We start from the raw sequence: 12,938 nt of genomic DNA, 5'->3' as shown, positions 1-12,938 counted from the left end.
CACGTATCCACAAGATGGAATTTATGCTCGGTTTTGAATCATATGCAGAAATCATTGTGTATATTCCCAAGATGAGCTTTTTCAGACTCGTCTTCGAACGTTAAAGTTCTCACTGATGAGGAGCCAGTTTTGCGGAAAGGAGAGACCGAGCTTCCAATAACTCATTCCTCTCAGATTCAATTCTTTGATTAAATCAAACTTAGCCTGTATGGAACGGGCGTCCTCAAACCAAACCTCATGTTCTTTCCCCTCAGCATCTGTGTAAGTAAAATGAGGAGCCTGTGCCTTTTCATCATATTCAATGGATGCGTTATTTGCCGCAGCTATCTGGATGGCTTGCTGAGGACTGACGGCCTTAGCAATTGATCCTTGGACAAAAGGTAATGTCCAATCATAGCCGTATAGGTTTTGCCCCATAAGGATCTTATTGGCTGGCATTTCGGTGATGGCATATTCAAGAACCTCACGAACCGGACCAATTGGGGACACAGCCTGGGCGGGACCCCCGCTATATCCCCATTCGTACGTCATGATAATGACAAAGTCGACAATTTCCCCATGAGCTTTATAATCATGTGCTTCATACCAGCCCCCTTTTTGCTCGGCGCTGGTTTTAGGTGCCAGTGCCGTTGAAATGTACCAGCCTTCTTTTTTGAATCGTTCTTTTGCTTTACGTAAAAATTGATTGTAGGCATCTTTATCGGACGGACGTAAAAACTCAAAATCAAAATGGATATCCCTGAATCCATACTTTTTGGCTGTTGTGACAATATTGTTTAGGAACTTATTCTGCACGGACGTGTTGGTAAGGATGATTTGTCCGAGTTCAGCACTGAATTGATCGTTTTCCTGATTGGTGATTACCATCATGAGGACATTTTTATTTTCTTTAGCGATGGTTGGAAAGTTATTGAGTAATGGTTCCTTTAAGGAGCCATCACGGAGCGCCTGAAAGCTGAATGGAGCTAAGTAGGTCAAATAAGGTGCTGCTTCCCTAGCCGCCGTTTCAAGGGCAGGAGCAACTGTTGTACCGCGAGGCTCGACATAGGCGTTGAATTCAGCCGTCCGTTTTTTTCGGGCAGGAATGTAAAGGCGGTATCCGATGGATAACGGTTCCTGTTCGGAAATGCCATTGATCCTGGCTAATTCTTGATATGGGACATCTACCTTTTGAGAAATCGAAAATAACGTATCACCGGGCTGGACAAAATAATAACTGCCGACTATAGGAATGACGATGGCCTGCCCGACGACCAGATTATTTGGGTTAGGAATTTTATTTGTTTCCACGAGCCGGTCAACGCTCACGCTATACGTCTGGGCAATGCCAAATAACGTTTGGCCAGGCCTAACCACATGAATTTGCACGTCTTTTTCCCCCTTACTGAAAGTTTCCTAACAGTTTATGAGCATAAGAAGGAATTCATGATAAGAGGCCATGATGTTATCGTTCAAAAGATACGATTATTCAATAAATTGGAAATAATAATTTAAGCCGAAGATGTAAATAAATATATGTAAGGAGGTGAGACACATGGCAAACAACAACAGCAGCAATCAACTAGTAGTAGCTGGAGCAGAACAAGCTCTAGAACAAATGAAGTATGAAATTGCAAACGAATTTGGCGTGAATTTAGGTGCTGACACAACAGCTCGTGCTAACGGATCAGTTGGTGGGGAAATCACAAAACGTTTAGTGCAAATGGCTGAACAACAATTAGGCGGATCAGCTCGTTAATAATTGAATAAATTGGATTAGAAAGAGAAGGGGAATGATCCCCTTCTCTTTCGCATTTTGTTCATAAGGGGCTTATTGGCTTGCCAGGACGGAGATTGCTCTTTCCGGGAAATCAGTCATGATGACATCAACCCCGATAGTGGCAAGTCTTTCGATATCAGCCTGGTTATTGGCGACCCAGGGGCGGACCTTATAACCCAGCTTTTTTGCAGAGGCATGAATGGCTTCAGTCAAGCTTTTTTGATCAGGATGGAAGCCACTCTCCTTTCTATAGGCTAATATTTCATCAATGTTAGTCGGCAGACCTTCGAATAATAAAGCCCGCTCCAATTCGGGGGCCAACTCCTTCACTTTTTCAATCGATTGATGATTGAAGGAAGATAGAATGACCCGACGTTCCATATGATGTTCCCGGATTAAATCCACAACTTTTTCTTCTATTCCCTCGTACGCGATCTTATCCGTTTTGAGTTCTATATTCATCGATAATGAATGTTCCTTCGCCCAATCGAAAATCTCTCCTAAGAACGGAATCTTCTCTCCACTGAACTCCTCGGAAAATTTGCAACCGGCATCTGCTTTCTTCAATTCTTCACTAGAAAAATCTTTGACAAAGCCGGATAGTGTGGTGGTCCGGTCAAGAGTTTCATCATGGATGACCACCAATTCATCGTCCGAGCTAAGGTGGACATCGAATTCAATGCCATCGGCCCCGACCCTTACAGCTTCTTTAAACGCAAGGATCGTATTTTCCGGATGTGTCCCTTTCGATCCACGATGGGCAAAAATCTGGATGGTTCTCACGAGCGTCACTCCTTCTTTTTAATTATCTTGAGTCTATGATACATGGTGTAGTCCTTTTTTTCAGCAACGATTAATAGACAATATTTTAAACAACGAGTAAAATACAAAAGGTATTTCCATTTATATGCGGACAAATTTTGAGGTGAAAATAATGAATATTTGGGAAATTTTTGTGGCGGTTATCCTTGGCCTTGTGGAAGGTCTAACGGAGTTTGCTCCGGTATCCTCTACAGGCCATATGATCATAGTAGATGATTTATGGCTGAAATCCACTGAAATTTTTGGTAGTGAAGTGGCCAATGCTTTTAAGGTCGTCATCCAGCTCGGTTCCATACTTGCTGTAGTGGTGCTCTTTTGGGGACGTTTCATGGACTTGCTTGGCTTAAGAAAAATGAAGAACCCTTCTGCTGTGGCAGGGGAAAAGCTGAATTTGCTTCAAATCATCGTAGGGTTGCTACCTGCGACCGTATTGGGTTTACTGTTCGAAGATTATATCGATGATCATTTATTCACGGTCAAGACGGTTATCATCGGATTGTTCGTAGGAGCTTTATTGATGCTTGCGGCGGATAAGTTCCGACCGAAATTGACGGCGGAAACGGTTGATCAAATTACCTATAAACAAGCTCTTGGTGTTGGGCTAATCCAATGTCTAGCCCTTTGGCCAGGATTCTCCCGTTCCGGCTCGACGATCTCAGGTGGTGTGCTTCTTGGCATGAGTTATCGTGCGGCTTCCGATTTCACATTTATTATGGCCGTGCCAATCATGGCAGGAGCCAGTTTGCTGAAAATCATTAAATACTGGGAATACTTCACACCTGAAGTATTACCATTCTTTATCGCAGGATTCATCAGCGCCTTTATTTTTGCGTTATTCTGCATCCGTTTCTTCCTTTTATTAATTAATAAAGTGAAGTTGACGCCTTTTGCTGTCTATCGAATAGTCCTAGCGATTGTGCTATTATTCATTGTTTGGTAAAACCTAGCCATCCCTATCAAAAGGGATGGTTTTTTTTTATACAAAAAGAGGGAGCGATGAAGGGAAGCTTTCAATCATCAGTAAATGGATGGATACAATCTTAGACGAACTTTAGTATTATACTCCTATTGGATTATTTACCTATTTAAGGGTGAATGATTAGGTGAACTCGACATAGTGTACTTCTTTCGTTTTATAGAACCGTTAAAATGAACTTCTAAAACTGAAGTGAGTTAATACGAATAATTATAAAATATATTTATATATAATTCGTATTTTACTTAATTAATTCTTCCTTTACCTTAATTAAATACAAAATATATATATTTAGCTAAAATCCGCGAAAAATAAATAAAAAAATGTAGGCGTTTCCAATATAGGAACTGCAACCTCTCGAGTGATATATTGAATTATTCTGATTATTTAATAAATTATTCTTATATACTTTTCGTGGTATAATTTTTTTGAGAAATTAGAAGATGTGTACGCGAAAGGGGGACATTGAATGAATGATCAATTGAAAAAAACGATTGGCTTTTGGGTTGGAACATCTATAGTAGTGGGTACAGTCATAGGCTCCGGTATTTTCATGAAGCCCGGTGTGGTACTTGAGTTAAGTGGTAATTCAACGATGTCCTTATTGGCTTGGCTGATTGGTGGATTGATAACGCTTGCAAGTGGATTGACCATCGCTGAAGTGAGTACACGAATTCCTAAAACGGGCGGTTTATATGCGTATTTAGAAGAAGTGTATGGTAAGATGTGGGGATTCCTGTGTGGGTGGGTCCAAACATTGGTATATGGACCTGCAGTAATGGGCGCGCTCTGTTTATATTTCGGTGCGTTGGTGGCCGGTTTATTTAATATATCTATGGATTATACAATGGGAATTGGAATTGTCACCATTGTCTTCTTGACCGCGATGAACTTGTTGGGAACAAAATACGGTGGGTTGATTCAAACGGTTTCCACGGTTGCAAAATTGATTCCCATCGTCTTTATTGCCGTGTTCGGAGTGGCTCAAGGCGATATGCCTGTCTTTAACATGGATGTTGAAACCACGGTGAAGGTAAGCATGGCGGGTGCGATACTTGCAACGCTATGGGCATATGACGGATGGATCAATGTGGGATTCATGGCAGGTGAGATGAAAAACCCACAGAAAACTTTACCCCGGGCGATCATTACGGGGATAGTGGTGGTAATGGTTGCTTACTTAGCTGTAAACCTGGCCATGCTGCATGTCCTTGGTGCGGATGGAATCATTGCGAATGGAACAAATTCGGCCAATGTGGCAGCGACCGTTCTTTTTGGTGAGTTGGGTGGAAAATTAATTGCGATTGGAATCTTGATCTCTATCTTTGGCTGTTTGAATGGCAAGCTTTTAACCTTCCCAAGAATTACACTTGCGATGGCGGAGGATAAAATGGTGCCTGGTCATAAACAGATAAGGAAGATATCACCTAGATTCAGAACGCCTATCAACGCAACGATTCTACAAGTGGTCATTGCGATAATCATGATGATTGTGACGGATCCTGATAAGCTTTCGAATATGGCGATATTCTCTGTCTTTTCTTTCTATGGGTTAGCTTTCTTTGCGGTCTTCATTCTACGGAAGAAAGATCCAGATGCAAAAACGTATAAAGTGCCACTTTATCCGTTCATCCCTATTCTGGCGATAGTCGGTGCAGTTTACATAGTGCTTAGTACATTAATCGATACACCGATGGATGCGCTCTACTCCGTGATCATATTGATAATCGGATTACCTGTATACTGGCTGATGGTAAAAAACGAAAGGAAAGAAAGACAAGCGAAGTAACGAATGAAGACCCTTCACTGAAACGGTGAAGGGTCTTCTTATGTTGGAAAAATGTTTAATTCTTTTAGCTTCCTGCAAAATAGACAACGTAGTCAGGACGTATTAACATAGAAGTAAGTTAAGTTTGAAAGGTTTGAGTGGAATTGAATTATATTGAGCCTGCGGGTAAATCATTTCGCAAAACGATCCTAGCTTTATTTCTTGGAAGTTTTGTAACATTTGCAGATTTATATAGTACCCAACCGGTCATCCCGGTTTTTGCGAAGCAATTCGGGGTATCGCCGGCAATGGCGAGCTTAACTCTTTCTTTTGCAACAGGAACGCTCGCCATATGCTTGTTGCTTGTTTCTTTTTTTTCGGAGAGTATTGATCGAAAGAAGATAATGGGTGTGGCTCTGACCATGTCCGCTTTACTATCAATCAGTGTCAGCTTTGTCCAGGATAGCATCACCACCTTAATTGCTGTCAGGGCGGTCCAGGGGGCCGTCCTTGCAGGGTTCCCGGCGATTGCCATGGCGTATATCAATGAGGAGTTCCATCCGAAGAGTCTAGGGTATGTGATGGGGATTTACGTGAGCGGTTCATCTATTGGAGGGCTGGCAGGAAGACTGATTGTGGGGGTATTGACCGACCACTACTCATGGAATATAGCAATTGGGAGCCTTGGCGTGTTAAGTTTACTAATTAGCCTGGTCTTTTGGTGGATGCTCCCATCTTCCCAGCATTCACTAAACAATAAAATGTCTCTGTTCAGAATAAAAGAATCCTTACAGCATAATTTTAAGAATCCACAATTATTATTACTATTTGGCATGGCATTCTTACTAATGGGTTCGTTTGTGACCGTTTATAACTTTATCGGAATTCCGCTGATGGAACCCCCTTATCAATTATCACAAACTCTGATTGGTTTCATTTTCATTATCTATCTAGTTGGGACCTTCAGTTCAACGTGGATGGGAAAGCTCGCGGACCGGTATAGCAAGGGGCACGTGTTGTTATCAGGAATCCTGATCATGCTTGCGGGGGCGCTCTTAACCTTGGCTGTTCCCCTTTCCGTGAAGATAATAGGTCTCGCTTTCTTCACATTTGGTTTCTTTGGGGCCCATTCAATTGCGAGCAGTTGGGTCGGAAGGGTGGCAGGGAAGAGCGAAAAAGCCCAAGCCTCCGCATTATACCTATTATTCTATTATGGTGGCTCCAGTATTGTGGGGGCGACTGGCGGAATCTTCCTGATCCGGTTCGGCTGGGGAGGAGTCGTTGCTGTTGTATCCCTCTTGATCATTTCGGCGGCTGTATGCATATTGTTGCTGAAGAAGGAAACATGAATGAGATAATCAAGTTCTCTTTTCTATCATATTTACTAGATTGGTGAATATAATCTATTGAAAAAGGATAGTAAGTAATAGATTGATAAAAAGGAGTAATAGATAGAGTGAAACGAAAAACAGGAATTCTGGGTGGCTTAATAGCCGTTTTAATCATATTATTGGTTGTATATGTATCTGGACCCAATCGGTTAGACAAAGTGGTGATTGTCGAGAAATACTACCCTCATTTTTCTGATGGAAAGGCGATTGGCTTTAAAACGAACGAGGTCATTGATGTCAGTAAGACGGAAGAGGGGTCGAATTGCGCGATGAAGTTCGACAATGGAAAGATATACGAAATTGATTGCGATCGCTATTTATCATATAAAGTAGATGAAACGGTCTATATCTCTTCCGACGGTAACCAAGTTAAGACCATCCAAAGAAAAAGGTAGTAACATAGCTAACCTGATGAAAAGCTGATTTTGTATGAATATACAAATTCAGCTTTTTTAATTGGGTAAATACTTATTATTTTAGGATAAAAGTGGAAATAAATATAGGAAAATAGTATGATAATTTTGTGAACGATTTAAAAAAGAATGGTTTGGAGGGAATATTATGAGACTTATTCAATATATCATTCGAACAAGTTTGGTTGTGGTACCCGGTACCTTTTTGATTGGGTTGCTCGTTTGTCTCGTTAATGGTATTTCGGGAACTCGTATGTTTTGGAATCTATTTTTCATTGTGATTTGCGGTTTGATTGTCGGAATAGTTTCCTCCATGATAAACCATCGCAGATTCATACGGCCGATTGGGTCGATCAATCGTTATTTGGAAAAAATATCAGATGGGGACCTTAAACAAAGGATAAATGAAGATCAGCTCGGTTTTTTGAAAACGATCGCAATCAATATTAACCATACTGTTGATTCTTGGGGCGAAGTGTTGAAAAAAGTCCAGGAAGCCTCAAAAAATATGAACACCTATTCTAATGAATTAGCAGAAGGCGCACATCTGACAAGTAGTGCAACTGAAGAGATTTCTTGTTCAATGGAGGATGTTGCAGAAGGAGCCAGAAACCAGGCTCAGGGAGTGAACGAGACAACTGAGGTGATTTATCAGATGTCGTCCAGTCTAGAGAAAGTAACACTCGGGGCAGAGATGGTTTCTGGCTCAATTGATATGTCCTTGAAGAAAGCCCAAGCAGGAACGAGTTCAATCGATGAGGCAGGCCGGCAAATGGAGTCGATTTACTCCAATGTGAATGAATTGGCAAGGGTCGTCAATGGACTCGGGGAACGTTCCGTAGAGATAGGCAAAATTGTCGAAGTGATTACAGGAATAGCTGCTCAGACGAATCTATTGGCCCTGAATGCTTCTATAGAAGCTGCACGTGCTGGTGATCAAGGTAAGGGATTTGCTGTGGTAGCTAATGAAGTGAGGAACCTTGCGGAGCAATCGAGAAATGCGACTCAGCAAATCAGCGAAATCAACAGTCATATCCAGAAAGAAACAAAGCAGGTTTCCGAGCAGATGGGCTTTGTCAATCATGAGGTAAGCGAAGGAATTAAAGTGATGACCGGAGCCGGAGACACATTTGTAGAAATTCACCACTCCATCAATGATCTTTCCAATCAGGTTGGGCAAGTGGGTGAAGCGATAGAAAAAATGGAAGGGGGAACGAGGGCGGCTGTACAGTCCATGGATTTAATATCAAGTTCCGCTGCCGGCTCAGAGGCCGCGACAAGGAGCATCATGACGGCAACAGGGGAACAATCGGCGGCGATAGAGGAAATCACTGCTCTTGCTGAACATCTGAAGACATTAGCGGGGGATATGGATGATGCCATTCATACGTTCAAAATGTAACCCGATTTAAATGAAGACCCAAACCTTTTTGGTTTGGGTCTTCATTTGCCGTTTTTATTTAAACTCTTACTTTTATCCTTCTTATTACGACGAAGTACATCTAAGATTCTACGGCTATTGTTTTTACTATTGATAAGTTCGACTAAGTCACTCATATTTTCTGCTTCAAAGTCTTGCTGATTTTTTTTCAATGAAATCCCTCCAAGTTATCGTATTACCCTTTTCCATAGTGATTCAAACTCTTTTATCCTATTGGTAATATAAGGTTTTTATATCCCTTTTTCATAAAAATTTGCTAAAATTGAAAAAAGGCTTGATATTATTCAAGGAATGGTACGGGGGTGCGTTGTCGTTATGGATGAAGAATTGAAATTAATTGGCGAGAAAATTGAAAAATTTAAATATATATTAGTGGAGCATCTCGAACTGTTCGATGAAGAATCCCCTTATGAATTGGAAGCAAGCAAAGTGGTTCGGGCACAAATCATCCAAATTCATGCGGATGCTTTAATTACCAGTAGAAGCCAAGCGATGAAAAGCATGAAAGAATTCGGGATGGAAATTGGTAACCGACTTGTGGAAATGGGTGTTTCGCTGGATAAAATTATCGGCGAGATTCAGTTAGGGCGTAACCTGTTCTGGAGTTTTATTGAAGAGGAAGTCAGCAATCGCCACTATTCAATTGAAGTCTTGTTAAAAGCGAGTTCGATTATTGATGCCATCTTGGACGAATTCCTTTATTGCATGAGTGTGAGTTATGTGAATTATTATAAGGAAATAGCCAATTCGGCAAACGAGTCATTAAAGAAAATTAAAGAGAATCAAGAAGTCATGGAAGAGTTGGCGACGCCTATCGTCCAAACTATGCTACAAGATGTTCTGCTCGTACCACTAATTGGGCGTATTGATGAATGGCGAATGGAGTCCATGCAATCGACGGTTCTGCAAAAATGTACCGATTCCCATGCTGAAGTATTGATCTTGGATTTCTCCGGCATCACCTATACGAAAGATGATAATATGTTTTCCCTACTTGATCAGTTGGTGGGGGCGTTAGCCTTGATGGGGACGGAAACGATGTTTGTCGGGTTTACACCAGCTGTGGTGAGGCAAATCATCAAGCTTGATTTCTCTCACCAGGTCAAATCATTCTTATCTTTCGCTCAGGCTATGGAGTATATTGTTAAACGGAAAGGGATTACAATCCAGTACTCAGAATGAAGGTATCCTAGAATTGCGGATATCTTTTTTTTATAGGATGTAGTGATGCTCCAAGGGGAGGTTAATCTTAATAAATGTGAGCGATATCTAGTATCTGTACGGTATTACAATAATATTGGTATAACGTAAACGAAAGGTTGTTGAATGAATTTTGGCTTTTAAGCAGAAAAATCGCCTTAATCCAGATGTGAAATGGTTCAGTGTGGGTATCTTGACTGATCATGGTTTAGAATATGAAGAATATGAGACACTGTCAAAGCGAATCCTTGATGCAGTCAATAACGTAGGCGCCATATCAGACCTGGTCAGGGTTGAGTGGGACAAACAAAAACTGAAAGCCTTACATGAGCGATTCAAGAACCCGGTGCTAAGTGATCCCTGTTTCATTATCAACGAAGTGATTTCGGAGGATATTGAAAGGGAAAAGAAGCTTCTGCAGGAGAAACATAAATGGAAAAGGTTCCTGAACCTTATTTCCCAATATGACTACCTAGAAGCGGAGACGAAGGCCGTACACGACTTCGATAAGTCTCTTTTATATACGGATGATATAGAGAAAGTGATTGAATTTCTTACCCATAGAACATAAATGAAACGCATCGGTTATCGATGCGTTTCATTTACGTTTTGAAATAATTTCTCTGCAGTACATAGGGAAAAGAGAGGAATATCCTCTATTCTTTCGAAATAAGTAGAAAAAATTAGGAAGTTGGTAGGGAAGTTGGATAGAAAAGCGAATACTTAAAAGTAGAAAGAGAGAGTTTTAAGAAAAGGGAGATGAAACAATGGAAGCAGTCCTACCTCAGCCAAAGCCAAAAAGAAGATGGAAAAAGCGCGTCCTGTGGTTTTTTGGATCACTACTTATACTTGCAGTGATAGCAGTGATTGCGGCAAATGTATTTCTATCAAGATCGCTTCCTGAGACGAAGGGGGAATTAACCCTGCCAGGTCTTTTGAAAACGGTTACAGTTGTGCGGGATTCGAGTGGGGTTCCACATATAAAGGCTGAAAATGAACATGATTTATATTTGGCTCAAGGCTATATCCAGGCGCAGGACCGTTTGTTTCAAATGGACCTAAGTAGGCGTCAGGCATCTGGTGAATTAAGCGAAGTGATTGGGGAGAAGGCCGTTAAAAATGATAAATATTTTCGTACGCTTGGGTTAAGGAGGGCTGCCGAATCCTCTTACGACACATATACAAGTGAAGGTAAGAAGGCGTTGGATGTATTCGCGGAAGGCGTGAATCGTTATATCGCCGAATTGCAGGAAAGTGGGAAATGGCCAGTCGAGTTCACGTTGCTAGGCTATGAACCGGAGCCTTGGACAGCTGCGGATTCTCTGACCATTGGGAAGTATATGGCATTTGATTTAGGTGGGAACTGGGAAGATCAGGCATTCAGACAGTATTTGCTGCAAACTTTCCCAAAGGAAAAGGCCTATGATCTTTTCCCGAATTATCCAAAGGACGCTCCATATATCATCGGCAAGGAAGATCTGGATATTGAGAAAAGCTTTGCCGGTGCCGTTATTCCTTATGAATTCAATGGCAGTAATAACTGGGTCGTATCAGGTTCGAAAACAGATACCGGTAAGCCGCTTCTAGCCGATGATCCCCATCTCGGATTAGCGACACCCTCCGTTTGGTACCAAACGCATCTGGAGGCACCGACTGTCAATGTGAGTGGGGTCATTTTTGCTGGGATTCCCGGCATCATCCTGGGTCATAATGAAAACGTCGCCTGGGGTGTGACGAATACGGGGCCGGATGTTCAGGATCTGTATATCGAAAAGAGAAATCCAAAGAATGAGAATGAATTCGCTTACGAGGACAAATGGGAAAAAGCAAAAATAATCGATGAACCAATCAAGGTAAAAGACGGCAAGACGATTGATTATCAAGTGACGATTACTCGGCATGGGCCGGTCGTCTCCGAGTTCGCAGGTAATAGCGGGAAGGATACGGTCCTGGCATTGCGATGGACGGCTCTTGATCCGTCAGCTGAACTGGAAGCAGTATTGAATATGAATAAAGCAAAAGATTGGGATGAATTTGAAAAAGCACTCCTGAAGTTTGAGACGCCGGCACAGAATTTCGTCTTCGCTTCTACCGATGGGACGATTGCTTATAAGGCGAACGGGAAGATTCCCATCCGAAAAAAAGGTGATAGCATGTTGCCGGTACCAGGCTGGACGGATGAATATGAATGGAAGAGCTATATTCCCTTCGATGAACTGCCAAAAACAATTAACCCAGAAGCAGGGTTCATTTCGACGGCGAATAATAAGGTCATTTCCGACGATTATCCGTACCATATCAGCAATAACTGGGCACAGCCTTATCGTCAAATGAGGATTCAGGAATTTTTGAAAGCCAATAAGAAACTGACTGCACAGGATATGCAAAACCTGCAGATGGATCAGGTGAACCTGCAAGCAAGAGAATTTGTCCCGCAATTTTTGAAGATATTGAATGGCTCTTCCGGCAAGCAGGAAGAACAGGCGCTAGAGATATTACAAAAATGGAATGAGATTGATTCAGTGGATGCCGCAGCACCGATGATTTTTAATGTGTGGATGAAGAAAATTGGTGATGTCCTGCTGAAGGACGAGATTCCTGAGGAAACGCTTAAACTTTTTAATGGAAGGAGATCGGCGCTAGATGAATTGCTGCGCGAGGCACTGAACGGGAAACCAGGTCCGTGGATCGAAGAAGCAGGGGGGATAGAACAGGTCTTGGCAAAGTCATTACATCAGACATTGAAGGAACTAGAGAAAACGCAAGGTTCCGACCTGACCGATTGGGAGTGGGGAGATTACCACCAAGTCCGCTTTAATCATCCACTTTCCAGTGTTTCACCCTTGAACTACTTGTTCAACAGTGACGGGGGGGTTCCGGTTGGCGGTAGCAGTGTCACTGTCCAGGCAGCCGCATTTCTTGACGATGGAACCGTCAATCACGGTGGTTCCTGGAGATTTGTCATCGATCTATCCGATACGAATCAAGCCTATCATCTTGTCGGCCCTGGCCAATCTGGAAATGTTAAAAGCAAATGGTATCATGACCAGCTTGATGATTGGGCGGATGGGACTTATCATAAAACGATACTGGACAAACCAAAAGGCGACAAGCTGACATTGAAGCCAGAGTAGATGAAAAGGACCTTACTTTTGAAGTGAGGTCCTT

Annotated in this window: 12 protein-coding genes; 9 read left to right on the top strand and 3 right to left on the bottom strand. The window is 42.1% G+C overall.

Features of this window, described 5'->3' with window-relative positions:
- Positions 1 to 81: 81 nt before the first annotated feature.
- A complete protein-coding gene (locus ACQKL5_RS11655; protein WP_427608892.1) occupies positions 82 to 1,368 on the bottom strand; it encodes a glycosyl hydrolase family 18 protein in 1,287 nt (428 codons plus the stop codon).
- Positions 1,369 to 1,534: 166 nt separating this feature from the next.
- Between ACQKL5_RS11655 and ACQKL5_RS11650 the strand changes: the two genes are divergently transcribed.
- Entirely contained in the window at positions 1,535 to 1,738 is a 204-nt protein-coding gene (locus ACQKL5_RS11650; RefSeq protein WP_402963074.1) for a small, acid-soluble spore protein, alpha/beta type, read from the top strand.
- 72 nt (positions 1,739 to 1,810) lie between these two features.
- On the opposite strand, the gene ACQKL5_RS11645 is transcribed toward ACQKL5_RS11650, so the two are convergent.
- On the bottom strand, positions 1,811 to 2,542 hold the full coding sequence (locus ACQKL5_RS11645; protein WP_427608890.1) for a glycerophosphodiester phosphodiesterase: 732 nt from the start codon (positions 2,540 to 2,542) through the stop codon (positions 1,811 to 1,813).
- Positions 2,543 to 2,693: 151 nt separating this feature from the next.
- Here ACQKL5_RS11645 and ACQKL5_RS11640 point away from each other — a divergent pair, with 151 nt between their 5' ends.
- The 5 genes from ACQKL5_RS11640 (at position 2,694) to ACQKL5_RS11620 (ending at position 8,531) form a co-directional block, all read left to right on the top strand.
- Positions 2,694 to 3,521 carry an undecaprenyl-diphosphate phosphatase gene (locus tag ACQKL5_RS11640; RefSeq protein WP_427608889.1) on the top strand — a complete coding sequence of 276 codons (828 nt, stop codon included), beginning with the start codon at positions 2,694 to 2,696 and terminating at the stop codon, positions 3,519 to 3,521.
- A 505-nt stretch (positions 3,522 to 4,026) separates the two neighbouring features.
- Entirely contained in the window at positions 4,027 to 5,346 is a 1,320-nt protein-coding gene (locus ACQKL5_RS11635; RefSeq protein WP_427608888.1) for an APC family permease, read from the top strand.
- Between the two features lie 143 nt (positions 5,347 to 5,489).
- Positions 5,490 to 6,674 (top strand): MFS transporter, encoded by a 1,185-nt coding sequence (locus ACQKL5_RS11630; RefSeq protein WP_427609149.1) that lies wholly within the window; start codon positions 5,490 to 5,492, stop codon positions 6,672 to 6,674.
- A gap of 107 nt (positions 6,675 to 6,781) precedes the next feature.
- Positions 6,782 to 7,111 (top strand): hypothetical protein, encoded by a 330-nt coding sequence (locus ACQKL5_RS11625; protein ID WP_427608887.1) that lies wholly within the window; start codon positions 6,782 to 6,784, stop codon positions 7,109 to 7,111.
- 166 nt (positions 7,112 to 7,277) lie between these two features.
- Complete coding sequence (locus tag ACQKL5_RS11620; protein ID WP_427608886.1) at positions 7,278 to 8,531, top strand: methyl-accepting chemotaxis protein; 1,254 nt, start codon at positions 7,278 to 7,280, stop codon at positions 8,529 to 8,531.
- Between the two features lie 41 nt (positions 8,532 to 8,572).
- Here ACQKL5_RS11620 and ACQKL5_RS11615 read toward each other — a convergent pair whose 3' ends face one another.
- Positions 8,573 to 8,722 carry a hypothetical protein gene (locus ACQKL5_RS11615; RefSeq protein ID WP_427608885.1) on the bottom strand — a complete coding sequence of 50 codons (150 nt, stop codon included), beginning with the start codon at positions 8,720 to 8,722 and terminating at the stop codon, positions 8,573 to 8,575.
- 163 nt (positions 8,723 to 8,885) lie between these two features.
- Between ACQKL5_RS11615 and ACQKL5_RS11610 the strand changes: the two genes are divergently transcribed.
- From ACQKL5_RS11610 to ACQKL5_RS11600, 3 genes are all read left to right on the top strand, one after another.
- Complete coding sequence (locus ACQKL5_RS11610) at positions 8,886 to 9,752, top strand: STAS domain-containing protein (protein ID WP_427608884.1); 867 nt, start codon at positions 8,886 to 8,888, stop codon at positions 9,750 to 9,752.
- 151 nt (positions 9,753 to 9,903) lie between these two features.
- Positions 9,904 to 10,341 carry a hypothetical protein gene (locus tag ACQKL5_RS11605; protein ID WP_427608883.1) on the top strand — a complete coding sequence of 146 codons (438 nt, stop codon included), beginning with the start codon at positions 9,904 to 9,906 and terminating at the stop codon, positions 10,339 to 10,341.
- 196 nt (positions 10,342 to 10,537) lie between these two features.
- Positions 10,538 to 12,904 carry a penicillin acylase family protein gene (locus ACQKL5_RS11600; RefSeq protein WP_427608882.1) on the top strand — a complete coding sequence of 789 codons (2,367 nt, stop codon included), beginning with the start codon at positions 10,538 to 10,540 and terminating at the stop codon, positions 12,902 to 12,904.
- The last annotated feature ends 34 nt before the right edge of the window (positions 12,905 to 12,938 follow it).

It is taken from the genome of Peribacillus sp. NPDC097675, assembly GCF_050277655.1.
Taxonomy (GTDB): domain Bacteria; phylum Bacillota; class Bacilli; order Bacillales; family DSM-1321; genus Peribacillus.
Note: the sequence above shows the minus strand (reverse complement) of the source record. Positions and strands in the feature narration are given on the sequence as shown.

Coding starts and splice junctions, on each gene's coding strand:
- ACQKL5_RS11650 (WP_402963074.1), top strand. CDS start 1,535: ATGGCAAACAACAACAGCAGCAATCAACTAGTAGTAGCTGGAGCAGAA.
- ACQKL5_RS11640 (WP_427608889.1), top strand. CDS start 2,694: ATGAATATTTGGGAAATTTTTGTGGCGGTTATCCTTGGCCTTGTGGAA.
- ACQKL5_RS11635 (WP_427608888.1), top strand. CDS start 4,027: ATGAATGATCAATTGAAAAAAACGATTGGCTTTTGGGTTGGAACATCT.
- ACQKL5_RS11620 (WP_427608886.1), top strand. CDS start 7,278: ATGAGACTTATTCAATATATCATTCGAACAAGTTTGGTTGTGGTACCC.
- ACQKL5_RS11610 (WP_427608884.1), top strand. CDS start 8,886: ATGGATGAAGAATTGAAATTAATTGGCGAGAAAATTGAAAAATTTAAA.
- ACQKL5_RS11600 (WP_427608882.1), top strand. CDS start 10,538: ATGGAAGCAGTCCTACCTCAGCCAAAGCCAAAAAGAAGATGGAAAAAG.